Source organism: Serratia sp. PGPR-27, assembly GCF_022678525.1.
GTDB lineage: Bacteria > Pseudomonadota > Gammaproteobacteria > Enterobacterales > Enterobacteriaceae > Serratia > Serratia nematodiphila.
The window spans coordinates 1-24600 of sequence record NZ_JALBYS010000058.1 but is presented as its reverse complement, the minus strand read 5'-3'; the positions used below and the strand labels follow the sequence as shown (position 1 = coordinate 24600).

General features: G+C 55.8%; 21 protein-coding genes. 8 read left to right on the top strand and 13 right to left on the bottom strand.

Translation table 11 applies throughout. The features are described from left to right. A partial coding sequence (locus MMS95_RS22750) for a response regulator (protein ID WP_242142325.1) occupies positions 1 to 521 on the top strand: 521 nt, incomplete at its 5' end. A gap of 162 nt (positions 522 to 683) precedes the next feature. Here MMS95_RS22750 and MMS95_RS22745 read toward each other — a convergent pair. The 6 genes from MMS95_RS22745 to MMS95_RS22720 all read right to left on the bottom strand — a co-directional run bounded on the left by MMS95_RS22745 (position 684) and on the right by MMS95_RS22720 (position 7666). Continuing rightward, complete coding sequence (locus MMS95_RS22745; protein WP_242142323.1) at positions 684 to 911, bottom strand: type II toxin-antitoxin system Phd/YefM family antitoxin; 228 nt, start codon at positions 909 to 911, stop codon at positions 684 to 686. A gap of 386 nt (positions 912 to 1297) precedes the next feature. Further along, positions 1298 to 2944, bottom strand: a complete 1647-nt coding sequence (locus MMS95_RS22740; protein ID WP_242142321.1) for an AAA family ATPase — start codon at positions 2942 to 2944, stop codon at positions 1298 to 1300. A gap of 712 nt (positions 2945 to 3656) precedes the next feature. Continuing rightward, positions 3657 to 3854 (bottom strand): hypothetical protein, encoded by a 198-nt coding sequence (locus tag MMS95_RS22735; RefSeq protein WP_001749826.1) that lies wholly within the window; start codon positions 3852 to 3854, stop codon positions 3657 to 3659. A gap of 35 nt (positions 3855 to 3889) precedes the next feature. Then, positions 3890 to 4804, bottom strand: a complete 915-nt coding sequence (locus MMS95_RS22730) for a hypothetical protein (protein ID WP_227501394.1) — start codon at positions 4802 to 4804, stop codon at positions 3890 to 3892. A 215-nt stretch (positions 4805 to 5019) separates the two neighbouring features. Further along, positions 5020 to 7167, bottom strand: a complete 2148-nt coding sequence (locus MMS95_RS22725; RefSeq protein WP_236935012.1) for a P-loop NTPase fold protein — start codon at positions 7165 to 7167, stop codon at positions 5020 to 5022. Positions 7168 to 7282: 115 nt separating this feature from the next. Beyond that, positions 7283 to 7666, bottom strand: coding sequence for a conjugal transfer protein TraJ (locus MMS95_RS22720; protein ID WP_032422801.1), 384 nt, complete (start codon positions 7664 to 7666; stop codon positions 7283 to 7285). Between the two features lie 541 nt (positions 7667 to 8207). Between MMS95_RS22720 and MMS95_RS22715 the strand changes: the two genes are divergently transcribed. The 6 genes from MMS95_RS22715 (at position 8208) to MMS95_RS22690 (ending at position 11864) form a co-directional block, all read left to right on the top strand. Then, entirely contained in the window at positions 8208 to 8417 is a 210-nt protein-coding gene (locus tag MMS95_RS22715) for a TraC family protein (RefSeq protein ID WP_000101767.1), read from the top strand. Between the two features lie 2 nt (positions 8418 to 8419). Then, a complete protein-coding gene (locus MMS95_RS22710) occupies positions 8420 to 8644 on the top strand; it encodes a hypothetical protein (protein WP_016943284.1) in 225 nt (74 codons plus the stop codon). 268 nt (positions 8645 to 8912) lie between these two features. Then, a complete protein-coding gene (gene trbJ / locus MMS95_RS22705) occupies positions 8913 to 9704 on the top strand; it encodes a P-type conjugative transfer protein TrbJ (RefSeq protein WP_070748707.1) in 792 nt (263 codons plus the stop codon). A gap of 2 nt (positions 9705 to 9706) precedes the next feature. Next, positions 9707 to 9889, top strand: coding sequence for a hypothetical protein (locus MMS95_RS22700; RefSeq protein ID WP_004690111.1), 183 nt, complete (start codon positions 9707 to 9709; stop codon positions 9887 to 9889). 2 nt (positions 9890 to 9891) lie between these two features. After that, a complete protein-coding gene (gene trbL, locus MMS95_RS22695) occupies positions 9892 to 11535 on the top strand; it encodes a P-type conjugative transfer protein TrbL (protein ID WP_242142318.1) in 1644 nt (547 codons plus the stop codon). A gap of 2 nt (positions 11536 to 11537) precedes the next feature. Continuing rightward, positions 11538 to 11864 (top strand): hypothetical protein, encoded by a 327-nt coding sequence (locus MMS95_RS22690; RefSeq protein ID WP_032422808.1) that lies wholly within the window; start codon positions 11538 to 11540, stop codon positions 11862 to 11864. A 1099-nt stretch (positions 11865 to 12963) separates the two neighbouring features. Here the strand turns inward: MMS95_RS22690 and MMS95_RS22685 are convergent. The 5 genes from MMS95_RS22685 to guaB form a co-directional block, all read right to left on the bottom strand. Further along, positions 12964 to 14022 (bottom strand): replication initiator protein A, encoded by a 1059-nt coding sequence (locus tag MMS95_RS22685; protein WP_347340965.1) that lies wholly within the window; start codon positions 14020 to 14022, stop codon positions 12964 to 12966. Positions 14023 to 14102: 80 nt separating this feature from the next. After that, entirely contained in the window at positions 14103 to 14333 is a 231-nt protein-coding gene (locus tag MMS95_RS22680) for an AlpA family phage regulatory protein (protein WP_000410046.1), read from the bottom strand. Positions 14334 to 14617: 284 nt separating this feature from the next. Next, positions 14618 to 15826, bottom strand: a complete 1209-nt coding sequence (locus MMS95_RS22675) for a site-specific integrase (RefSeq protein WP_024248387.1) — start codon at positions 15824 to 15826, stop codon at positions 14618 to 14620. Positions 15827 to 16134: 308 nt separating this feature from the next. Next, positions 16135 to 17712 (bottom strand): glutamine-hydrolyzing GMP synthase, encoded by a 1578-nt coding sequence (guaA, locus tag MMS95_RS22670; RefSeq protein WP_015378768.1) that lies wholly within the window; start codon positions 17710 to 17712, stop codon positions 16135 to 16137. A 102-nt stretch (positions 17713 to 17814) separates the two neighbouring features. Further along, positions 17815 to 19278 (bottom strand): IMP dehydrogenase, encoded by a 1464-nt coding sequence (gene guaB, locus MMS95_RS22665; RefSeq protein ID WP_004941460.1) that lies wholly within the window; start codon positions 19276 to 19278, stop codon positions 17815 to 17817. Between the two features lie 170 nt (positions 19279 to 19448). On the opposite strand from guaB, the gene xseA reads away from it, so the two are divergent. Continuing rightward, positions 19449 to 20825: an exodeoxyribonuclease VII large subunit gene (gene xseA, locus MMS95_RS22660; protein ID WP_004941456.1), complete on the top strand. Its 1377-nt coding sequence runs from the start codon at positions 19449 to 19451 to the stop codon at positions 20823 to 20825. A 3-nt stretch (positions 20826 to 20828) separates the two neighbouring features. Here xseA and MMS95_RS22655 read toward each other — a convergent pair whose 3' ends face one another. Together MMS95_RS22655 and MMS95_RS22650 are read right to left on the bottom strand one after the other, a co-directional pair. Beyond that, the gene (locus MMS95_RS22655; protein ID WP_242142316.1) at positions 20829 to 23195 is read right to left on the bottom strand and encodes a glycoside hydrolase family 31 protein; all 2367 of its coding nucleotides are present in this window, start codon (positions 23193 to 23195) and stop codon (positions 20829 to 20831) included. 11 nt (positions 23196 to 23206) lie between these two features. After that, positions 23207 to 24517, bottom strand: a complete 1311-nt coding sequence (locus MMS95_RS22650) for an MFS transporter (RefSeq protein WP_015378771.1) — start codon at positions 24515 to 24517, stop codon at positions 23207 to 23209. Between the last annotated feature and the right edge of the window lie 83 nt (positions 24518 to 24600).

Sequence of the window (24600 nt, the reverse complement as noted above, 5' to 3'; positions counted from 1 at the left end):
GCGCCAAGCTGATGAAGGTGAAATACGGCATGCACTCCGTCGAAGGCAAAGGCTCACGCTTCTGGATGCGCTTCACGCAATACATCGGCGAAGATAAAGCGCCGGAAACCGCCGCCGCCTACGACAACACCGCCACGCCTACCCGCTATGCACCGCTGCGCGGCGCCTGCCTGGTGGTGGACGACGATCCCTTGGTGACCTCCGCCTGGGAGAGCCTGATGAGTACCTGGGGCATCACCGTGCGCTGCGCGGCCTCCGCCGAGGAAGCCTTCGCCATTGTCGACGGCGGCTTCACGCCGTTCGCCGTGCTGTGCGACCAGCGCCTGCGTTCCGGCGAGAGCGGCTTCGACATCCTGCAGGCGCTGTTCGAACGCCTGCCGGACGTAAGCGGTGCGATGGTCAGCGGCGAGTTCAATTCACCGATCCTGCAGGAGGCCGAGCAGGAAGGCTATCTGGTGCTGCGCAAGCCGCTGGAGCCGGCCAGGCTGCATGCGCTGCTGACGCAGTGGGGGGCGGGCTAGCGCATATTGAGGGCTATCAGGCCATGATTAAACGCTTAAACAGCAGCTGCTGGATATCCTGCCGGTGTGACAATGGAGTCAATGCCGTGCTTTACCGTAAGCGTATACTCAAATGTCACCGGCGGTTCCATTGCAATCCCTTAATGTTGCGCACTGTAATGCTTAAAGCCCATCCAACAGCGGTTCCTTCGAGAACACACGCCCTTCCGCTTTATCTTTCTCTGACAGCGTCAGCAATTTAAGCAGAGCAATGGCGTTCTCTCGTTCCTGCTGCTGCTCATAGGATTCTATCACGTAGGCGGGAACCCCATTTTGCGTGACCAGGATAGGCTCAGAGAGATCGAGCGTGGCCGCGTTTTTTTTAACGTAGCTGATGGTCTCTACTTTCATCGTGCCCCCAGGCGCTACCAATCATATTAAGGTCTGAATATATTCTATATTTAGACATTTAGACCACAAGCAATGTTCTGTTTTACCCATGATTTACCTCATGGCTGACAACAGACAGAAAAGACATGGCCATATAAAGAAAAACCCCTCTGTAAAAACAGAGGGTTTTAGTTACTTCGGCTTATTTGTGAATAGGCTGTGAGGGGGTAAATCACACTCACTCTTATTTTTTGAAGACAAGATCATTAAAAATCAACGTATTGCATAGCTGTTAACAAATTAATACCATGCAAGATGCCATGACACAGTTAAAGGTCGAAAATATGCTCTACTGATACCCAAATGTCATTCCCCTGGGACGCGGTTAACAGGTCAGAGAGCTGTCGCTAAGCGAGTAGATCCTCAAGGTTGGCCTTTAGACTCGCAGCGCGCTGAGGGTAGTCAGCGAGTGCCTCAACAGTGGACTCAGAGAACGCATTTGCTGGTACTTTATTTTTCAACTGATTAAAAATGAATTTTCCTTTGGCACCTTTTAGCGAACGGCCTTGAAACGCCGCCCACACCTCATCGTTGGTGGGACTACCCCCTGCCTTATGTAATTCATCGTTGTGCGCCGCACGTTGCCTAGCAAACTGCTCCCTTATTGGCACCTGGTTCTGGATCGTAATCTCCGCCAGCCAGCCCTCGCATGTGTGTATAGGTTCTCCGGTCAAAGCGGACAAAAACCCAGGGTCGCAAAATTCTGCCTCCAGGTCAGATTGATCGGTCAGCCATAGCCGAATTCCGTCGCTATTGTATGCGTTCCTAAGCTCCACGACCTCATCATCCGTTAACGAATCTCGATCCCGATGTACCAGCAACTTGAACTTATCACCGAGAGACTTCCGGAGTTCCATAGCCTCATCTTTAGTCAAAAGATGTTTATAACCCCTGCCAGGTAGCACAGTGACAGCCCGCTCGATTTCCGGCCATTGATGAATAAGCTTTTTCAGCAAGTCGTTCTTGGCATCTTCGCTAACCACGATAACTTTTTTTCCAAAAGCGCCCCATCCAAGGGCCAACTCAACTTCTGTTCGATCATCAGACTTTTTCTCACCATTTGCCAGCCAGACGACGTTAGTGTCTGCAGGAGCGCCGCGAACGATGAAGGGTGAATGCGTTGTCATCACAATTTTGATGCCCTGCAAGCGAGCAATATCCAGCAACTGCTGCGCAAGCTTCTCCTGTACGCTTGGGTGAAGATGGATGTCTGGTTCGTCGATCAAAAGGATTTTTGGCTTAAACAGCAAGATGTAGCAAAAGATTTGTATAAGCTGCAGATATCCAGTGCCGAGCAATTCCAGTGGCACCCTCTTTTCATCTATCTGTGCCTCGGCGTTAATGTCGAAGTCAGACGCCTCGTCAAACTTAACAGTCAGTTTTAACTGTCCTAAAAGCGGCTCCAACCACATTTCGATTTGATTTATGTCCTCTAGAGAGAGTAGGTGGAGGGCATTTCGAAGATAAACATTTGAATCCCCGAAGGAGCAGGCTTTCAGTACGACTCGTTTCGAATTTTTTTGCTCCACATTTGGAATACCTGATATTCCCGGAATGAAACCACTAAAAAATACCTCTGCGCCACGAAATTGAGGTCTGACTATGTCCGGAAGCTCTCCCTGTACTGAGATACCAGCGTTTCGCGCCGAGCGCATTTCAAGCTTGGCGGTGACATTATCTCCGTCATCACGGCGAAAATTGAAAGAAACTTTAGAGGAAGGGCTATTCGCCCTATTACCCCAATCTGCACCATGACCAAGCCGCCAATACTCATCGGACGGAAGATAGTCGAGGTCGCTCACGCGTACCATGACAGTCGCCCCTGCTCGTATGCGCTCAGCCTGACGCATGAGGCAGGAGGCCAAATGCAATGCCTGAAGGATAGACGATTTCCCACTGCCATTCGATCCAACAAGTATATTTAAGTCAGCAAGTTTCAAATCTATAGCATCAATACGTTTGAATTTTTCTACCTTTATCGAATCAAGCTGCATTTACATCCCCTACCTAATTATTTAGCGTTTACGCATTCTTCGTACATGGTAGCCAATATTGTGACTGCATAGCTTTGCCAGTACATGAAGCCCCGTTCCAGATACTATAGTGACCACTGTTCAATCCAGCTTGCCGGTATTTGAACGTGATTATTTGCGAACATTGGCCATTAAAACCATGAATCGCACAAAATCGCGTTTATTCGCATTTCATCGTATTAAACTACATTAAATCGCATATATTAAAACAAAAATCATCACTCCATCAGATATTATCGGGACCTTCCTTCCATCCTTCCATCCTTCCAACTAAGCGGATCATTCATACGTGAAAATGATCTACGCATCCCACAGTTCCGTCACACAACGCTCTCAGGCTTATCACTTTCTCTTCGGAACCGTGACGCAAACAGTGTGGCCTCCAATGTACAGAAGCACGATCAAAAATTTGGTCAATATAGACAAGCCCATGATACCAAGTTTGATGCCATGAAAAATTTTGCTTGAGGCTGCCAAGCTGTACCAGACAATACCACTCTAAAAAAAACCCGCAATATCGCGGGTTTATAAGCATTTTTCTGCTATATGATACCTGACCGTGCCAGACGCGAAATCACTCCCACTCAATTGTAAATTACCTGAAAACAACCATATAAATCAGCATATTGATACCATACCTATTTGCCGAACCATGAAAAATACCATGCTCAAATCAGAGAGGTAGAGCGCGCTTTGTATCGGTGTCATCCGACCTTTCATCACCTGCCGAGGCCTTGGCCATCTGCCGCAACAGAATGGCCAACTCGGCCGGATTGCCGTCGCGGCGGACTTCGGCCAGCAGCTCCGCTGCATAGGTAGGATCAGCGCGGAAGTGCTCGGCCATCGCCGCATCATGCGATCTGCCCTTCATTGGTGCCGTCCTCCTCGTTGAAGTTATACAAAGCGCTAGTGTGCCAAAAGCTCTCTAGTCAGTTCATCTGCAGACGGGATTCCGCCCCGTAGCAAAATTGCCTGACATGTCTTTTGCAATAGCCCCCAAGCCCGCATCCATTGAAAAATATCCACAGATGAACTTGAACCGTGTGCGATCTTACTGCGGTCTCCGTAACTCTTTTTTGCCGTGTCGTAGGTTAACGAACGGGGCTGAATTGGTGCGCACAACTCAGCCAGTAATAACGACGTGCGATACGTAATCTCTGACTGAATTCGTATGATGTTTTCTAACGCTTGCCACATGTGCAATATTGATGAGGATATATCAGGCATTAGAGGCGCTTTGGCCAACGCAGCTCGTATAACTTTAGCCGGCGGATTTTTATCTTCTAAATTGCGCCAAAGTAACGAATCTTGAACGGCTGACAAAAAAACATCCTCACGCACTGTATTCGATAATTGTTCGGGGTCGCCACGCAAACACATCAGTGAAAGTTCATACGGCCACCCCTCAACTTTCGCATCTTTGAGATTAATGCCAGTCTGCAACCCTTTGTGCAATTTATCTTTTGTCAGATCAGAGGAGCGCCCGTTGATACCAGCATATGCATTCAAGGAATAATTGGTTGCGAACGGCGCAAGCGTCGGAGCTAATCCCCTGCTATATAGCATTGCACGCAGAATATCTAACTGACGGCATGCGGCGGAGTGCTCCTCAGCTTCAACGGCAATTTCAAGATTAACGCGCGGCAAAAAGACCTGCATTAATTCGACTGGCATTCGCATCTGATGGCCTTCCGCTGCAAGAGAATACAAATCAAAAATCGACACATCCCATTTTCGGCCAGTCAATTTGAAATGAGCTCTAGAAACGTCATCAGATGTGGATGGCACCCAAAAAAGTAAAGGAAAATGGAAAATGGCCAATTAGAAGAATCCCCTCACTTATCGGTTGACAACGCAATTAAAAAATAAGCCTATAGTATCAATTGTAAGCTTCACGCCGTCAAATCACCACTTCATATTAGAAATCTCCGCAAGAATAGCTGACTCAACCGCGCGCCGGCTCTAGAAGACTATGGCGATTAATTCCTATGATCGGGTGCCCCACCAAAACCTCATCGCGCGGTCGACTTTTCAGTTCAATCTTCTCCCCTAGCGCGATGATCCCATGCGGACAGGAGAGTCTGGATGGACGCAATTTCATCATCTGATGAGTTTTTATCGTTCGCAATTTTCTCAATGGCTGCACGGAACTTCCTTGCATCAATCACAGGAGAGTCATCGGAAATTTGCGCTCTAACTGTCCGTTTTGACACTCGATCTCCAAGCGAGCCAAAACCTCCCATCCCCATAGACCACGATGCCCCTGTCATGACTTTTACGAGTATTAGGAGAGCCTTTCGATCGTCCAAAAGGGAATCAGTCCACGCACGAGCTTCCGTTGGATCACCGCCCATAAAATCAATCCAACGATATAATATATATAGTAGGTCCTTATGGACCAAAAGAGAGCCATCAGCACTAGATGTTCGGATCGCATTTAGTGCCCGTTTTGTAAGTTCAGGCAATACGTTTTCAGATACAAGACAATCTTCTTCCGCTGTAGGCTGTCTATCTTCTCGCACCTGATAGTCCCCACGAGCAGAAGATACAAAATTGATAAGCCAACCGAGCGACGCGGCCTCCGTCGCCTTTAAGTACATATCCGTACGTTCTTCAATACTAAATTTATTTCGAGTTAATTTTCTGATTAACCAGTGATAGCGAAGAGTTGTATTCGCCATCGCCATGAATCCACTATCAGCATCAATCTTAAGATCAATCGCATCATGAATTTCAAAAAGCGCACTTAAAAGTGGCCTCACTTTATCTTTATCTACCCGCTTTCCATGAGTTGTAAGCTCATCGAAATAAACTGGCACCATTGATTGCCCAGTTCTGCGCCTTGCATTCGCAGCATCCATGAATACTTTTTTAATGTAATCAGAATCACCTGCTTTCTCTATTAATTCATCAATCGCTTTGCCAGACAACACCTCATCACTGAGATTTAATCTAAAGTAAGTATCGAAATGAGCTTCAACACAAACACGTCTTTCTGAACTCCACTCACTTATCCATTCACCTCCATATCCTATACTCTCCAGTCGAGGAAAAAGTCGCTGGAGGGCGGTCTTTGCGACGTCTTGGCGCCCCTCCTCTATCCCATTTAAGAAGATCGAAAATCGATCATCATTATTGTTATTATTTTCTGTTTTGGTTCCGCATACGAGGCTTTTATTTCCCTTTATCGCAGAAAATAGCGTCGGCTCATAAAGTCTTATAATTTCTAAAGCAACGAAATCAGCTAAATTTACCTCTCCAGCAATTGCTGGCCAAGTTACGCTAATTGCATTCTGAAATCGGCTAACGTGGCGAGGCGAAGTTATGTATGGAGCAACGACATCATAGAATACATTCATGAAGCGCACTAGCTGATCTTCGCTGGGAGTTCCGCAAATCTCATCAATGGAAGCGAGTACCGCATTGTTTAAGTCAGTCGACACTGGCATTGGTAGCTCAAAACCGGCCTGTATTATCTTTTCTAAAAAATGCGGCCCTTCTGACGGATATTTTTCGTTAATCGCTTTATCTGCTAGTTGCCTGTCAAAAACAACAAGATACATCACATTCGGCAATCGTCCTACTGACTTAATAAGACGAAATATAGCAAGTGCCTCCTCCGAAGATAGACGATCCATGTCATCAATTATGACGAGGAATCGTCGATTCTCTGCCTCAAGTACTTTTGACAGCTCTCGAAACACTGTCTCTAGGGGCTCTTCATCTGGAAACAACCGCTTCGCTACATCAAACAAGCCGCCGACTAACCCAGACAACCAACCTACCGGAGTTAATGCAATTGCGGGGCCTATAACAGGACCGGCTTGGAGAATGCCGCGACCCAATTTTCGAACTAATTTACGAGTTTTGTCACCAAATTGTTCACCCAAAACAGAGTTTAATTGTTGAAGAAAGGCGAGCGCCAGGGCCTCTTCTCCTCTATACCACCAACATTTAAACTCAGTGACAATCAAATGGGAATCTTTTGCTTCCGAAAGCTCCGCTCTAATAAGATTAACTGTACTGCTTTTGCCTGACCCCCATGCTCCATTTAAAGCAATTGTTGTTCCAATCGGATCCTTAATATTTAATATACTTTTTGCGAGAGCCTCTGAAAAAGAGGTCACACCGTATAGATCTTCTTCTCGCCTCTCAATTGGACTGTCGTTAAAATAATTACTCACACTCCCCCCCATATAAACACTCACTTTATGAAAAACGCTCGCCTCTTTGCCTTCAGTTGTGCTCTAACAGATAAAAGTGACAGATAGAATTAGCAACCTATCTCCTATGATCAGCTCATTTCCGAGACACAACTATAGCGCTCATTTTCTCTCTGATAGAAGCCTGCAAGGCTCTAAATTCGATCATTACCTTCTCAATGTCCATAGACCGGGCACTCTGCCCACGCTTCTCCGCAAGCCACAATTTCAACAACCCGGCCACCCGGCCAAGGTCGCCATTCACTCGCACAAGATCGGCCACGGCTGACAGGTCAGCCCTTGCCCGGATAGGCGCGTTCAGTCCGGCCGCTTTCATGTAGGCGGACAACGACAAACCGGACTGAGCAGCCCGGTCGGCCAGCTCGGCCTTTTCGTCGTTGTTCACCCATACCTCTATTCGTTGGCCTCGGGGTCGGGTTCCTCGGCCCTTCCCTTTCGGTTTCTGTTCTTCGTCACTCATCAGTGCCCCTTTTCCATCGCGCCCGATGGCGCGGATTGGTGTCGTTGTCTTGCCCGGCTTGCGCCTCCTTTTTGGTGCCCGTGGCTCCTTTGTCGCGGCAGCGACCGTCAGCCTCGCAGAGCAGGATGCCGTCGAACCGCAGGTGAGTAAGGGGCGGTGTTGGACTGGTGCGGGCTTGCCCGTACCGGTACAACACACATCCTGCCTGCTACCTCTCTGCGATTCTATGCGACTGGAGCAGAATCGCCAGTAAAATATGGCGTAATCGCGTACATTCGCGCTAATTCGCATACACTCGCGTAGCATCGCATTAATCAATTCTTCTAATCGCATAGAATCGCATACATTCGCATAAAAACGCGTTTCCGACTGAGTTCATGAGCATCAAGGACGTACTGACACCAAAAGGAGGGGGCTTTGAGAGGCCATCAGCTAGGCCAGCCAAATCTAAGTCTTGTAAATTGCTCGACCCGGGTGAGAACATAGCCTCCGTTTACGCGCTTTTTTCGAAACTCGATCATCAAGAAACAACGGAGTAATCATGGCACGAAAAACCCTCGCAGAGCGCCGTTCTGATGCCCTTTCGGAGCTTGAAATGGCGAAAGCCAGATTGGCAAAACTCGACAATGAGGCAGCCGAAAGAATCGGAAGAATTGCAATAAAGTCAGGATTGGTTAATCTTGAGCTTACGGACGATCAAGTCCGAGAAGAATTCGACAAAATCGTGGAAAGGATTAGCAAGGGGAATTGATCATGAAGACAGCTCACCGCATCAGCGCATTGGCCAATCAACTCAACGAACTGCAAGCCTGCCTCGGTCGAGCCAGTGGACGGCCTAGCAAGAGCGTTATGGAAGCCCAGCGCATAGCGGCCGAGCTGGCTTCTTCACTTGAAGATTGGCACCTTGAAACGCTACACATCCCTGAACCGGAGCGTGACCTTTATCGCGCACAGAATCCCTATTACGCTGCCCACTGACGCCGCGCACCGCCTTATCAAAAGCTCACTTCGGTGGGCTTTTTTTGTCCGCAAAACGTATCAAACCGGACAGCCGAGCCCCTTTCACGCGTCAAGAAAAACGCGATCAAAATCATAGCGTTGAGAAACAATCTCGTGAAGATTGACGGACAGTTTACGGACATAAATCATTGAATTCTATGCGGATACAAGATTATCCGCATATTTAAAACCGCTCCATATCGGTCAATAATCAAACCTCGGACGATGACAGAATGAGGTATTCGGTATGGAAATGGAATCGCAAAAAGCGTCGGCTTATGCCGCCCGAAAATTCGGTCGAGGCGCGGCGCTCGCTCTAGCAATGGCGAGCGCAGGCCTTGGTGTAAGTCTCTACATGGCACCGGCTCCGGCCTATGCCATCTACTGCTCGAACTGCTCTACGTTCTATCAGCAGATGTACGAATACGCCGAAGCGGTGAATACGCAACTGAACACCGCGCAGCAGTTGCAGACGCAGATCCAGCAGTACGACAACATGATTAAGCAGGGCATGTCACTGCCCAGCCGCATGTTCAACACCATCACTGGCGACCTCCAGCGCGTGGCCAGCGTCTACAACTCGGCGCAGTCGCTCGGCCGCAACATCAGCAATCTGGACGAACAGTTTCGCCAGCAGTTCAAGGGCTATGACAGCTATCTGAACTCGATTGGCCAAGGGCAAAACAACATGCCGCAGCGCTATCGGGACTGGGCACAATCCGGCTTCGATAACGCCCGCACGGCCATGCAGGCCGCTGGCGTGAATACCAGCACATTCGAGGATGAGAACGCGATGCTGGACCAGTTGGTAAGCCGTTCACAGTCGGCCGTTGGTCGCCAGCAGGCCATTCAAGCAGGGAACGAGATTGCGGCGCAGAACGTGCAGCAGCTCCAGAAGCTGCGCGATCTGGTGGCCACACAGATCACCCTGCAAGGCAACTACATGGCGCAGCAAAACGAACGACAGTCCGTTAGCGATGCCTCCGAACAGCAATTCCGCAGCCGTGAAAATACACGCGGCCCGTCTGAGGGGTTCTAACCATGATGATTTCTAAGGCGCTGATTGCCGCCCTCTGTCTCGTCTCGGCCCTTGGTGGGTCGGCACTGACGGCCGTGGTCGTCACGAACGCCGCCGCGCCGGAATGCGCAGCGGTCGGCAATGGCCATCAGGATGACCAATTCCGCAGCCGCCCAAACACTCGCGGCCCGTCTGAGGGGTTCTGACTATGCGACGTTCAACCGTTTACGCACTTGTCGGCGCGGTGCTCTTGCTATCCGCAACTAGTGCGATGGCTGCCGGGGTCGATTTGGCGCAGAGCAACACGTCTATGAACAGCCTTCTGCGGCTGATTCAGAACGCTTCAAACCAATGGGCACCGCGCCTGCATGATTACGCCTTGTGGCTCTTGGGATGCCTTGCCGTCATCCAGTTAGTTTGGACTTTTGCTCCTTTGGTCATGCGCGGGGCTGAACTGGGCGACATCCTCCATGAACTGGTGAAATTCATCCTCGTGATAGGGTTCTTCTATGCGATGCTCGATCACGCGACCGAGTGGGGCGGGGCCATCGTCAACAGCTTCCGGCAGGCCGGGGCGCACGCGGCAGGGTTGGGTAGTGCGGAGCTGATGCCGGGGGATATGTTCTCAACTGCTGTGGACTTTTCACGGCAGGTGCTGACGGCCGGTGTTTCGATGTTCAGCCCAATCACATCGGTTGTGGTGGCCGTATCTGCATTGATCGTCCTGATGTGTTTTACGTTTATAGCGGCTCTGGTGTTCGTGACGCTGGTAGAGGCCTACGTCATCATCAATGCCGCCGTCCTGTTTATGGGTTTCGGTGGCTCTCAATGGACACGCGAATATGCACTGGCTCCCATTCGCTATGCCGTTGCGGTAGGTGCCAAGCTGTTTGTCCTGACTCTGATTGTGGGTCTGATCATGCAGGTTTCCGCAGAATGGTCGGCAGCCTACACCAACGACGAAGCGTCGTTGATGACCTTGGTCGGCCTGTCTTTGGTGTGCGCCTACCTGACCAAAACCATCCCTGAACTGATCGGCGGCATGATTAGCGGCACGTCGATGGGCGGCGGCTCTGCAATTGGGGACATGGCCGCAGCCGGTGCAGCCGGTGCGGCGGCCGCAGTCGCTACTGTTGCAACAGCAGGGGCAGCAGCCCCGGCCGCAGGAGCACTAGGGGCCGCAGGAACTGGCGGAGGCGCTGCCAGTGCCGCGGGTGGTGGACTGGCCTCCGCACTGAACGCCAGCATGGCAGGCGGCAGTACCGCAGGGGGCATCGGTGGTGCGACGGGCGTCAGCAGCGCTGGAATTGGCGCAAGCACAGGATGGGGCAGCGGTGCGGCCGCAAAGGCCGCAGGTTCTCGCGTCGGGGGTGGTGCCGCGTCAGGATCGGCGAATCCAGTGTCGGCGGCCGCTTCGCCAGCTAGCCAAGAAGCAGGCAGCGGCTTGAAACAAGCCGCCAAACAGGCCGGAAGAGCGGCCAAGGGCGGTGACGACGATACGGATCAGCAGGCCGTCGCTCAGCAACGGCAGATGACACCAAAAGAAGGGACCGGCGGCAACGGCAAGGTTGTTGCGCAGGGCGCCGAGGTGGCCACACGGGCGCTTGGCGTGCTGGGCGCTATCAGCGTACCCGGTATGGAAAGCTCCCACGGGCTTTCGCTCGGGGGCACCGGGTCTCCCCCTCCCGTCCCCGGCGGCGACAGTCCAACACCTGACGACGGCGCAGAGCCGACTACACAAGCGGAATCCAACATTATTCGTCCGACATCGGACACAGCTAGGACCGGAAATGTCGGCGCGCTCAATGTGCCCGGCATGGATTCTGGCGTTAACTCTCAATCGGAGGCGTAATCATGATGAACGATGTATTTTTTGGCCTGATGATGCTCGGCGGCTTTTTTGTTCTCGGTATTGGTATGTGGGCGCTTGGCCAATGGCTCCGACGCAAAGGCTTTGGCCCGCAGCTCGATGCACTGGATAAGCAGTACACGGCACTACAGCATCGGGTGAACCGATTGGCTCTGCCTGCCGCTGCGCATTTCTACGGCCGCATGGGTATGCTTAATCGCATGCCACTTTTCGGCAGCAAGAATCAGGTGGTATTGGTAGAGCGTGTGAGAATGGCCATCCTTCAGATGGAAGAGGAAGAACGGCAGCGACGCAGGGTCATCAATCGCTGACGCGCACAGCCAGTTCCATCACCCACAACCCCGCCTGAGTGCGGGGTTTTGTTTTCCTGCCGCAGCATCTCCGTCTATTACACACCGCAATAACGGCCTGTATCGCTCTGTGAGAAGTTTTCACACATGACAGTCACAACAACATTCCGACACTGAAAAAACGCCGCCACGGCCCATACAGGAGGGATTTTGGACGCTTTCGCAGGCCGTAAGAGGCCTTATGTCGATTTTGGCCCTGCCCTTCCCTTTTTGGTGCCTGAGCGTCTTTTTGCTGGTTTCAACGGCTCGACCAGGTGCTGCGACCGGTGGGTAATCCACGGAACTAGCCGCGTCGGCGACGGCAGGCCCGCCCTACCTTTTTTGGTGCCCAACGGCCGTAGGCCGACCAAGAGCAGCAAGCTAGGAGCTGCGCCATCAAGGCGCGGCACTTAGCGCGCATGCTGGGGATTCTTAGAGAATCTTAGATGGAATTTGCGAACGGCCCGCAAACGCCCGCCGTTGCTGGGTTTTCAGAAACCGGCCGGGTGCCGTTAAACAGGGGGTGGGGTGCCGTTAAACAGGGGGGGAGCGGCGTTACGGTCGGATGCCTTGGGTCGCCCGTTTCTCCTTTGCCCTTAGCGTACTCGTCCAGCCTCCAACCCACGGCAGCAAGCTCGGCCAGCGCCTTGGGGCGGAGCGAACGCCTTTCATGAGGGAGGGGAGCTGCCGCGAAGCGGTGGGAACCCCGCAAGGGGCCACGCTTTTGGATCGTGGCGCGATTTCGCACGAATAGGAGTTCCGAACTAACGGATGGGGGCCATCGACTTATGCACAGGCAAAAGGGTTTTAAACAGTTTTATATATAGTTTTAAAAGATTTAGCGTAAAAAGAAGGAAATTTAATCTTTTAATTCAATGGATTACGCGCGATGCCGGTTCCTAATAGACGGATACCGGTTCCCAATAGACGGCGAAACGGTTCCTAATAGACGGTTTCAGGTTCCTAATAGACACTCTATCCACAGCGTGGCGGGTTGTTCCCACTTTGTCCGCCAACTGTCCGTCAATCAAAATGAAAAAAGCCCGCAACGGGGCTCTTTTGCGATCTCACTCACCGTCTATTAGGAACCGCCCAGCGGTTCCGACGAGGAATTGCGGTGCCTCATGACCAGTAGAGGGCCATCCTTCCCCGCTTCTTCGCACAAGGCATATTCAGGCAGGTCATCGGCTTTGATGATCCCGCGAAGGAAGAAACAGAATTTTTTGAACGAGCCACCGCTTCCACTGCGTTCGTAAAGGGTCTTGAAAGCCCATTTAGCGCTATCCCTGCCTGCGGCACGGCGAGCCAGTCGGTAGATAAAGCGTCCTATGCCCGGCTCGATCAGAAAGTAGTCCCGGTGTACTGTAAGTACCTCCGGCCGCTTGCCCTCGGTGACTTCTCGATAAATCCACTCCGGGGCTTCAATCTCGACAGAACTTATCTTCTTGGTGTCCGTGCGTGACAGAACACGATAGCGCGCGATCAGCCCCTCGGCTTCGGTTGTCCGAAACTTGCCGCTTTCGCGCACTGTCTTGATGGTAGTACCCCGCAACCGATCTAGCGCGGCTTCCACTCCCTTAACCTGACTACTACCGTTACCACGTCGGGCAAATCTGAGGATGTCGCTAACATGCAGCCGAAACACTCTCCCCGGCTTGCCACCCTTTCCTTCTCGATAGCGGTTCATAGCTTCGGTCAAGTGAGACACCATCATCAGCACAATGTCGTAGTCCCAAATGGAGGCCATTCCGTGCGCTCCTGCGGACACTTCCACGTATCCATCCGGCAGGTCGTAGCGGATCAGTTCTCCGGCTCGCTTGTCCTTCTTGGATAAACGGAACACGGCCACATCCATGACGCTGCGATTGTCGCGGCCGCCCACGTCATAAAGGCTGGGCGCAAAAAAATCTGGCTGAGCGTCGCCTTGTGGAGGCTTGCGGACAAGTGACAACGCTTTGTCCCGCTCTTTTGCCCTTTCCATCTGTTCATGCACGGTCGAGACGTTAGACGGTCTACCGCGTTCAGCAGCCGGAGTTCGGTCACTGTTCCGCTTCCCGATATTTTCAAGGCGTTCCAGTAGCCCGCCAGAGTCGCCTATTACCGCGCCTATGGGCTTAAGACCGCTGTTTCGGCTACTCATGCACGGCCCAACCGGAGCTGTATTAAGCCCAGTACAAGCGGTCTACTCGTAAATGTCGCCTGCAAGTTGGCCGCCACAATTCAGGCCCCCATTCCGGGACGAGGGGCCGGGCTGGAATGTTTGCACGCATCAATCCATGCCTCGACCTCCGCCAAATCCCACACGACCTTGCGGCTACTGAGCGCAATGCGCTGAGGAAATTTCCCCTGCTTTTCAAAGTTGTAGATCGTGCGCTCGCACAGCGGAATCATCTCCAGCAGCTGCTTTTTGCTAATGAGAACTTTACTTGCTCTCCTTAATTCTTTTTCCACACCGAATACCTCGTTTTGTCATCATCCGAGGTTTAATTATTGCTACACAATTCCGGAAAATTCCAGCATATACGATCATATTTTTTCAATTAAATCAATCACTTAGTGTCCGTAAATTCAACGTTTGACGGACAATCTTGATAACGCAAACCGCTGTTTTAATTAGGTTTGCAATAGGCACTTAAACCCAATTTATCGCGTCCGGAAATTCATCGTTTTTCGGACAAAAAAAAGCCCACCGAAGTGGGCATTTCGCTACAGAATGCAGGTCTCTAGGCTCCGAATCAGTCCTTGAGGCGGGTCTTCCTGATTGTCCACTCGTCGATCATGTCGGCCCAATCTTGGAGCATCGCCCGGCGCTGATCGCGGTACTCGGCCTTGTTGTAGATGGCACGAACGCCCTTCTGTTCGTGCGCAAGGCACTTCTCGATCCAGTCGGTGTTATAGCCCGCCTCATGCAACAGCGTGCTGGCTGTGCGCCGCAAGTCGTGCGGTCCAAACTTGCCAAGTGACTGCCCTTCCTTCTGGGCCAGCCGATAGGTAAGGGTAAGCACCTGATTGAGCGTTGCGCTGCTCATCGGCAAGTCTGAGTCATAACGTGATGGCAGAATGTATTCCGAACCGCCGGCGAAGGTCTTCAGCGCGATGAAAATATCCAGCGCCTGCCTCGACAGGAACACCAAATGGGGATTGCGGCGCTTCATCCGCTCCTTGGGGATTGTCCAGAGCGCGTCGGTGAAATTGATTTCGTTCCACGTTGCGTTGGTCAGTTCGCTTTTGCGAACCATCGTTAGCAACAGCAGCTTGGCAGCCGCTCGAATTGAAGGTGTGGTGCCGATACGCTCCATGTACTGGTACATCAAGCCAATTTCCTCGGGCGTCAGTGCTCGATCTCGCGGCTCAAACTTGGCGATAGTTGACGGGCGCACCAAATCGGCCGGGTTCTCAACCTTCTGTCCGCGTTCGATAGCCCAGCGGAAGACCTGCATCATAATTTCGCGGCAAAGCACGGCCGTTGATGGCCTGCCTTGTTCCACGATGGCATCAGTCAGCGCCCGCAAGTCCTCGTGGGTAATTTCTATCAGTTTCCTGTTGCTGAATTTCGGCTTTAGCTCTCGCTCGTATGTTCCACGGCGCATGTCGCGGGTGGAATCTGCCATTTGATAGCCGCGCAACCACTTCTCGGCCCACGCGCCGAATGTCTCAGCATCCTTGACGCGGGCTTTGTCCCGCGCTTTCTCCTTGGCTGGAGATTTCCCTGCGGCGATCATCTTCTTGGCTTCGCCCAGCCGTTCGCGAGCTTCCGCTAGCGTGATCCCTCCGACACCATAGCGGCCGAAGGTGATGGTCTCTTGCCTGCCGTGGATCGAGTAGTTGTAGCGGAACGAAATCGAACCCGCAGGGGTGATGGCCACGTAGAGGCCGTCACGGTCATTCACTTTGTAGAGCTTGTCCTTTGGCTTGAGGTTGCGCAGCTTGGTATCAGTCAGCATGGTCGGGTTGGGTTTCCTCTCAAAAATACCATGCTCAAAAAGCCCCACAAATCCTCAAAAAACTTCTTTAAGGACAATGCGTTACCTAAATTCGATACCATGAACACCCCATCAGAGGCGGCATGGTATCGAGTGCCGAACATGGCATCAGGTTCAAATCGTACCATCTACCATGCCATAGAAACGGTGTGCTTGGCGATGCGAAAATTTGCCAGACAGTGCTACGCCAAGAACGAAAAAAGCCCGCAATTACGCGGGCTTAGGGGTGTTTTAATGCTTCTTGGTGCCAGTCTGTGCCGGACGCGGGATCACTCCCACTCAATCGTCGCCGGCGGCTTGCCGCTGATGTCGTACACCACGCGGGAGATGCCGTCCACTTCGTTGATGATGCGGTTGGAGACGCGGCCGAGGAAGTCATACGGCAGATGCGCCCAGTGCGCGGTCATGAAGTCGATGGTTTCTACCGCACGCAGGGAGACCACCCAGTCGTATTTGCGGCCGTCGCCCATCACGCCGACCGAACGCACCGGCAGGAACACGGTGAACGCCTGGCTGACTTTGTTGTACAGATCGGCTTTGTGCAGCTCTTCGATGAAGATGGCGTCGGCGCGGCGCAGCAGATCGCAGTACTCTTTCTTCACTTCGCCCAGCACGCGCACGCCCAGACCCGGGCCCGGGAACGGGTGACGGTACAGCATGTCGTACGGCAGGCCCAGTTCCAGGCCAATTTTGCGCACTTCGTCTTTGAACAGCTCTTTCAGCGGCTCGACCAGGCCCAGCTTCATCTCTTTCGGCAGGCCGCCCACGTTGTGGTGCGATTTGATCACGTGCGCTTTGCCGGTGGCGGAAGCGGCGGATTCGATCACGTCCGGGTAGATGGTGCCCTGCGCCAGCCATTTCACCTGCTCTTGCTTGCAGGCTTCTTCGTCGAACACTTCAACGAACACGCGGCCGATGATTTTACGCTTGGCTTCCGGCTCGTCGACGCCCGCCAGCGCGGTCAGGAAGCGGTTTTCCGCCTCGACGTGCACGATGTTCAGGCCGAAGTGGTCGCCGAACATTTCCATCACCTGCTTGGCTTCGTTCAAGCGCAGCAGGCCGTTGTCGACGAACACGCAGGTCAGGCGTTTGCCGATGGCGCGGTGCAGCAGCATCGCGGTGACGGAGGAGTCAACGCCGCCGGACAGGCCGAGGATCACGTGGTCCTCACCCACCTGCTCGCGGATGCGCTCAACTGCATCTTCAATAATGGTGGCCGGCGTCCACAGGGCTTCACACTGGCAGATGTCCAGTACGAAGCGCTCCAGCATGCGCTGGCCCTGACGGGTGTGGGTCACTTCCGGGTGGAACTGCACGCCGTAGAAGCGTTTTTCTTCGTTGGCCATAATGGCGAACGGGCAGGTGTCGGTGCTGGCGACGGTCACGAAGTCGGACGGGATCGCGGTCACTTTGTCGCCGTGGCTCATCCACACGTCCAGCAGCGGTTTGCCGGCCGGGCTGATGGCGTCTTCGATGTCGCGCAGCAGCGCGCTCTCGTTGACGATTTCCACCTGCGCGTAGCCGAACTCGCGTTCGTTGGAGCCCTGCACATGGCCGCCCAGCTGCATCGCCATGGTCTGCATGCCGTAGCACACGCCCAGCACCGGCACGCCGGCGTTGAACACGTAGTCCGGGGCGCGCGGGCTGCCGGCTTCGGTGGTGCTTTCCGGGCCGCCGGACAGGATGATGCCGCTTGGGTTGAATTCGCGGATCTGCGCTTCGCTAACGTCCCAGGCCCACAGTTCGCAGTAAACGCCGATTTCGCGCACGCGGCGGGCGACCAGTTGGGTGTATTGCGAACCGAAGTCCAGTATGAGGATGCGATGCTTATGGATATTTTGTGTCATGTGAGGCGAATTCCAGCAACAAGAGAAAAAGAGCGAAAATGTGTGTTTCGGGATGGGGCTTGGCGCCCCACCCCGGCCTCTCACTCAGGAGAGGTTAAGGCATTAGCCCATGCGGTAGTTCGGTGACTCTTTGGTGATGGTCACGTCGTGCACGTGGCTTTCCTGAATGCCGGCGCCGCTGATGCGCACGAACTCCGCCTTGGTGCGCAGATCGTCGATGGTGGCGCAGCCGGTCAGGCCCATGCAGGAGCGCAGGCCGCCCATCTGCTGGTGCACGATGGCTTTCAGCATGCCTTTATAGGCCACGCGGCCTTCGATACCTTCCGGCACCAGTTTGTCCGCGGCGTTATCGGTCTGGAAGTAACGGTCGGAAGAGCCTTTGGACATCGCGCCCAACGAGCCCATGCCGCGGTAAGATTTGAACGAACGGCCCTGATACAGCTCGATTTCGCCCGGAGATTCTTCGGTGCCCGCCAGCATGGAGCCAACCATCACGCAAGAGGCGCCCGCGGCGATCGCTTTGGCGATATCGCCGGAGAAGCGGATGCCGCCGTCGGCGATAACCGGGATGCCGGTGCCTTCCAGCGCTTCCACCGCGTCGGCGATGGCGGTGATCTGCGGCACGCCCACGCCGGTCACGATGCGGGTGGTGCAGATGGAGCCAGGGCCGATACCCACTTTCACCGCGCTCACGCCGGCTTCAGCCAGCGCTTTGGCGCCCGCGGCGGTCGCGACGTTGCCGCCGACGATCTGCAGATCCGGGTATTTGGCGCGGGTTTCGCGGATGCGCTGCAACACGCCTTCGGAGTGGCCGTGCGAGGAGTCGATCAGCAGCACGTCAACGCCCGCCGCCACCAACGCGTCGACGCGCTCTTCGTTGCCGGCGCCGGCGCCGACCGCCGCGCCCACGCGCAGACGGCCGTGCTCGTCTTTACAGGCGTTCGGCTTACGTTCCGCTTTCTGGAAGTCTTTAACGGTGATCATGCCCAGCAGGTGGAAGCTGTCGTCCACCACCAGCGCTTTTTCTACGCGCTTTTCGTGCATCTTCTGCAGCACCACGTCGCGCGCTTCACCTTCTTTCACGGTGACCAGGCGATCTTTCGGCGTCATCACCGCAGTGACCGGCTGGGTCAGATCGGTCACGAAACGCACGTCGCGGCCGGTGATGATGCCGACCAGCTCGTTGTCTTCGGTAACGACCGGATAACCGGCGAAGCCGTTGCGCGCGGTCAGCTCTTTCACTTCCTGCAGCGTGGTGGCCGGAGTAACGGTCTGCGGGTCGGTGACTACGCCGCTTTCATGTTTCTTCACGCGGCTGACTTCTTCAGCCTGGCGCTCGATGGACATGTTTTTGTGGATGAAGCCCAGGCCGCCTTCCTGCGCCAGCGCGATGGCCAGGCCGGATTCGGTAACGGTATCCATGGCTGCGGACAGCATAGGGATGTTCAGGCGGATGGTTTTGGTCAGTTGAGTGCCGAGCTCTGCGGTGTTAGGCAGAACCGTGGAGTGGGCTGGAACCAGGAGGACGTCGTCAAACGTCAGAGCTTCTTTAGCGATACGTAGCATGGGCAATATCTCACCAGGGTGGGCTGTGAAAAAGATAAAATATTGCCGCGGCATTATACAGAGCGGAATCGGTTGCCTCCAGCACTTTCTTACAAAAAGTCTTGATTACCTTTTTCAGCCATGTAGTATCGACCAATTAAGTGATTGTTTTGAAATTTGATCTGGGTCACATGTCGCTACCTGTTTCGCCTTCCATTTTTACCGTAAGCCGCCTCAATCAGACGGTTCGCCAACTGCTGGAAAGGGAAATGGGGCAGATTTGGCTCTCCGCCGAGATCTCCAACCTCTCCCAGCCCGCCTCCGGCCACTGGTATTTCACGCTGAAAGACGATCGCGCCCAGGTGCGCTGCGCGATGTTCCGCAACAGCAACCGCCGCGTCACCTTCCGGCCGCAAAACGGCCAACAGGTCCTGGTGCGCGCCAGCATCACGCTGTATGAACCGCGCGGCGACTACCAGCTGATCGCCGAGAGCATGCAGCCCGCCGGCGACGGCCTGCTGCAGCAACAGTTCGAGCAGCTGAAACAGCGCCTGAGCGCCGAAGGGCTGTTCGATCAGCAGTTCAAGCAGCCGCTGCCCGCGCCGGCCAAACGCGTCGGGGTGATCACCTCCGCCAGCGGCGCGGCGCTGCACGATATTCTGCAGGTGTTGCAGCGGCGCGATCCGTCGCTGCCGATCGTCATCTACCCCACCTCGGTGCAGGGCGCCGAAGCGCCGATGCAGATCGTGCGCGCCATCGAGGCCGCCAACCGCCGCGATGAATGCGACGTGCTGATCGTCGGCCGCGGCGGCGGTTCGCTGGAGGATCTGTGGAGCTTCAACGACGAACGCGTGGCGCGAGCGATCTTCGCCAGCCGCATTCCGATCGTCAGCGCCGTCGGCCATGAAACCGACGTCACCATCGCCGACTTCGTTGCCGACCTGCGCGCGCCGACCCCATCCGCCGCCGCCGAACTGGTGAGCCGCAATCAGCTTGAGCTGTTGCGCCAGCTGCAGTCGCAGCAGCAGCGGCTGGAGATGGCGATGGATTACTACCTGGCGCAGCGCCAGCAGCAGTTCACCCGCATTCACCACCGTTTACAGCAGCAGCATCCGCATCTGCGCCTGGCGCGTCAGCAGACGCTGCTGTTCAAGCTGCAGCGCCGGATGGAAGACGGCATGCAGCAACAGCTGCGCCTGGCCGCCCGCCGCAGCGAGCGCGCCCAGCAGCGGCTGGCGCAGGTGCAGCCGCAGGGCCGCATTCACCGCTACCAACAGCGCGTGCAGCAGCAGGAATACCGTCTGCAGCAGGCGATGGAGCGGCAGCTCAACGCCTACCGCCAGCGCTTCGGCGTGGCCTGCAGCCAGCTGGAGACCGTCAGCCCGCTGGCGACGCTGGCACGCGGCTACAGCGTGACGCAAACTCCGCGCGGCGAGCTGCTGAAAACCACCAAGCAGGCGCAGGTCGGCGAACTGCTGAAAACCCGCCTGCAGGATGGTTGGGTGGAAAGCGAGGTGAAAACCATCACCGTCGCTAAAAAGCCGCGCAAGAAGCGCGCGGCCGAGTAAGCCCTACTCCAGCGTAAAACGCTCGCCCGGTTCGCCGTTCACCCACAGCGCGCGCGTTTCGCCTTCCGGCAGGCTGAGCGTCAGCGTGCGCCAGGCCGGACGAAAACGCCCTTCCGTCGCGATGTCCAGCATGATGCGCTGATGGTCGCAGCGCATTTCCCAGCGCAGCCACAGCGCATCGCCCTGCCGCCAACCGTCGCTTTCGCCGTCGTCCTCAAACAACAGCCCGCTGCTCACGCCGCACCCCTTGAGCGGAAACAGCCGCAGCTCGCGCCGATCGTCGGCGGCCACGTCCACATGCGCCAGCCGCTGCGACAGCGGCAGCGCCGCCCCGGCGCGCACCAGCAGCGGCAGACGCTCCAACGGCGCCGCCAGCGTCACCGTCTGCCCGCCGCCGAACCACTGGCCGCTGTAGAAGCAGTACCAGCCTTCGCCATTATCCGGCAGATATACCGAACGGCGACGTTGCCCCGGCTCCACCACGCTGGCCACCAGCAGATCGCGGCCGATTAGAAAATCGTCGTTTTCGCCAAAGGTGCGCGCATCCTGTTCGTGATCGAGAAAAGTCGGGCGCAGCATCGGCTCGTCGTCGGCGCAGGCCTGCCACAACAGGGTGTAGAAATACGGCAGCAGCCGGTAACGCAGGTTGATCGCCTCGCGCACCGCCGGGGTAGCGGCCGGGTACATCCAGGGCTCATTGACCGTGGCGTCGTCGTTCCAGGAGTGAATGGTGAAACGCGGATGCATCACGCCGTTTTGCACCCAGCGCACCAGCAGCTCCGCGTCCGGCTTGTCGCCGGAGAAGCCGCCGACGTCGTGACCGAGGTTATACAAGCCGGACAGGCTCATGCCCAGCCCCATGCGAATGTTGTAGCGCAGCGTCTGCCAACTGGTGCGGTTGTCGCCGCTCCAGGTCTGCACATAGCGCTGCATGCCGGCGCAGCCGGAGCGTGAGATCAGGTACGGCCGCTTCTGCGGCGCGAAGCGCTGCTGGGCCTCCATCGAGGCGCGCATCATCAGCAGCGGCATCACCGGGCGGATGTGCTTGATGGCGATCGGCCGCCCGAAGCCGTGACAGCGCGCTTCGCCATCCCACACTTCGTACTCGTTGTTGTCGTTCCAGGTGGAATCGATGCCCATCTCCAGCAGCTGCTGCGTGACGCCCTGCTGCCACCAGCGCACCGTCGCCGGGTTGGTGAAGTCGAGGTGCGATCCTTCATCGTCCCAGAAGCTGGAGCGTTCCGGCGCGTCGCTTTGCGAATCGCGGATAAACAGCCCCTGCGCCGCCACCTCTTGATACTGCGGATGATCCTGCAGCAGGCACGGCTTGATGTTGGCCGCCAGCCTGAGGCCGGCGTCGTGAAACGCCTGGCTGAGCAGCTTGGGCTGCGGCACCTTGTCGTAGTTCCAGTTGAACACGTAGCGTTTGTGGTTGATCGAGGTGTAGCCCGACGACAGCTGGAAGGAGTCGCAGGGAATGGCGTGCTGGCGGCACAGCGCAATGAACTGCTGCAGCTGCTGCTGGGCGTCCGGCGCGTCGGTATAATGCATGGTCGAGCCACTGTAGCCCAGGCTCCACTTCGGCCCGAAGTGGGTGCGGCCGGTCAGGCGCACGAAGGCCTTGGTGACGTCCAAAACCTTCGGCCCGAGGAACAGGTAGTAATCCAGATCGCCCGCTTCGGCCTGATAGCGGCGATAGGCCGCATGGTAATTGTCGATCTCGTTGCCCAGATCCAGCCAGCAGCTGCTCAGGTTGTCGTAGAACAGGCCGAAGCTCGCCTCCGGCCCGCGGGTGATGGTGAACGGAATGTGCTTGTACAGCGGATCGGTGCTGGCGGCGTTGTACCCCATTGCGTCCAGGTTGCGCATCTCGAAGCGGCGGCCGGTGCGTTCCAGATCGCCGGCTTTCTCCCCCAGGCCGTAATAGCGCTCATCGGCAAAACGCCGCTGGTAGTGCGCCACGCCGTCGCCGTGCGCATTGAGCAGGTAGGCGCTGGTCGGCCGATCCGCCGCCAGCGGCCGCCACTCGCCGGCGGCATTGCAATGCTCCCATTCCAACCACAGCGGCTGATGCACCGTCACGCGCAGCAGCGGCGTGCTGACCACCAGCCGATCGCCCGCCTGGCGCAGCTGATAGCCCGGCAGGCTGAAACCGGCGACGCTGAGCCGATCGCGCCCCTCCCAGGGCACATCGTTCTGCGGCGCGATGCTCCAGGTGCGATCCAGCGCCAGCTCGCCCTCACGTTTGATCAACACGCGGAACAGGCCGTCTTCCAGCACGTACAGGCAGAAACGATGGCGTTCATCGACCAGCAGCTCGACATGGTCGGCATGCTGCGCCGCCAATGTCCAATTTTTCAAGGTTTTCATACATATTCCACTTAGCTGTGTGAAGGGGTTTTCTTACCGCCGCGCTCGGCGATCAGGGCAATCAGGAACACAGCGCCGATCAGATCGAAGAAGCCCATCGCGATGAACAGCGGGTTGAAGCCGATGGTGTCGGATACCGCGCCGATCAGCAGCGTGAACAGGAAGCTGGCGATCCAGGCGCTGGAGCCGCGCATGCCGTTGACCGTCGCCATCTGGTTTTTATCGAACGATTCCACCACCAGGGCGCTGAGCATGCAGGAGATCACCTGATGGCCGAAACCGCCGATCGAGATCAGCGCGATCGCCACATAGGGATCTTGGGTGATCGCCACGAACGCCAGCGACACCATCAGGAAAGCGCCGGTCACCGAGCTGGCGACCACCGAGTTGACGCGGCTGCAGCCGAACCATTTGCGGTACAGGGTGGTGAGATAGCCGCTGGCGACGCTGCCGATATCCGCCGCCAGGAACGGCAGCCAGGCGAACATCGCGATCTGTTTCAGATCCATGCCGCGTTCGGTGGCCAGGTACAGCGGCACCCAGAAACTGAAGACCGCCCAGGCCGGCTCGGCGAGAAAGGCCGGGATGGCGATGCCGTAAAACTTCTTGTTCTTGCACAGGCTGGCCAGCGAAGTGAAAAACGGCAGCTTCGGCAACACCGGCTCGTTGTCTTCGCGGATCAGATCCAGCTCTTGCTGGCTGAGGTTCGGGTGCTGCTGCGGGGAGTGGTAGAACAGCCACCACAGCACGACCCAGATCAGCGCCAGCCCGCCGGAGAACAGGAACGCCCCCTGCCAGCCGAAGGAGACATGAGCGATGACGATGATCGGCGGCGCCAGCATGGCGCCGATGGAGAAACCGACGCCCGCCCAGCCGGCGGCGATCGGCCGCTCCTTTTTCGGGAACCAGTCGGAGATCGCCTTGGCGTTGGCCGGGGTAGCCGCCGCCTCCGCGCCCCCCATGAAGAAGCGCAGAATGGCCAGTTGCAGCCAGCTGCCGGCGCCGGCGTGCAGCATGCATACCACCGCCCAAATGCCGGCGCAGATCAGAAAGCCCATCTTCAGGCCGATGACGTCGATCAGCCAGCCGCAGATCGGCTGGAACACCGTGTAGGCCAGCTGGAACGACGCCACTACCCAGGCATATTGCTCGGTGCTCATGTTCAGGCTGGTTTTCAGCTCCGGCGCCAGAATGCCCAGCGAGTTGCGGGTGATGTAGTTGACCGTGACGCCCAGCAAGAACAGCGCCAGCATCCACCAGCGCAGCGATTTGAACTTGCGCCGGCCGCTCTGCGCGACCGCCTGATTGATCTCCACACTCATCAGTTCTCTCCCCGCGGCCGCCTGTGACAGCGACGCGCGCATTGGTAAGGTACGTTGCGCTATCAAAAGGGGACGGTGAACAC

Coding starts and splice junctions, on each gene's coding strand:
- MMS95_RS22745 (WP_242142323.1), bottom strand. CDS start 911: ATGAAAGTAGAGACCATCAGCTACGTTAAAAAAAACGCGGCCACGCTC.
- MMS95_RS22740 (WP_242142321.1), bottom strand. CDS start 2,944: ATGCAGCTTGATTCGATAAAGGTAGAAAAATTCAAACGTATTGATGCT.
- MMS95_RS22735 (WP_001749826.1), bottom strand. CDS start 3,854: ATGAAGGGCAGATCGCATGATGCGGCGATGGCCGAGCACTTCCGCGCT.
- MMS95_RS22720 (WP_032422801.1), bottom strand. CDS start 7,666: ATGAGTGACGAAGAACAGAAACCGAAAGGGAAGGGCCGAGGAACCCGA.
- MMS95_RS22715 (WP_000101767.1), top strand. CDS start 8,208: ATGGCACGAAAAACCCTCGCAGAGCGCCGTTCTGATGCCCTTTCGGAG.
- MMS95_RS22710 (WP_016943284.1), top strand. CDS start 8,420: ATGAAGACAGCTCACCGCATCAGCGCATTGGCCAATCAACTCAACGAA.
- trbJ (WP_070748707.1), top strand. CDS start 8,913: ATGGAAATGGAATCGCAAAAAGCGTCGGCTTATGCCGCCCGAAAATTC.
- MMS95_RS22700 (WP_004690111.1), top strand. CDS start 9,707: ATGATGATTTCTAAGGCGCTGATTGCCGCCCTCTGTCTCGTCTCGGCC.
- trbL (WP_242142318.1), top strand. CDS start 9,892: ATGCGACGTTCAACCGTTTACGCACTTGTCGGCGCGGTGCTCTTGCTA.
- MMS95_RS22690 (WP_032422808.1), top strand. CDS start 11,538: ATGATGAACGATGTATTTTTTGGCCTGATGATGCTCGGCGGCTTTTTT.
- MMS95_RS22685 (WP_347340965.1), bottom strand. CDS start 14,022: ATGAGTAGCCGAAACAGCGGTCTTAAGCCCATAGGCGCGGTAATAGGC.
- MMS95_RS22675 (WP_024248387.1), bottom strand. CDS start 15,826: ATGCTGACTGATACCAAGCTGCGCAACCTCAAGCCAAAGGACAAGCTC.
- guaA (WP_015378768.1), bottom strand. CDS start 17,712: ATGACACAAAATATCCATAAGCATCGCATCCTCATACTGGACTTCGGT.
- guaB (WP_004941460.1), bottom strand. CDS start 19,278: ATGCTACGTATCGCTAAAGAAGCTCTGACGTTTGACGACGTCCTCCTG.
- xseA (WP_004941456.1), top strand. CDS start 19,449: ATGTCGCTACCTGTTTCGCCTTCCATTTTTACCGTAAGCCGCCTCAAT.
- MMS95_RS22655 (WP_242142316.1), bottom strand. CDS start 23,195: ATGAAAACCTTGAAAAATTGGACATTGGCGGCGCAGCATGCCGACCAT.
- MMS95_RS22650 (WP_015378771.1), bottom strand. CDS start 24,517: ATGAGTGTGGAGATCAATCAGGCGGTCGCGCAGAGCGGCCGGCGCAAG.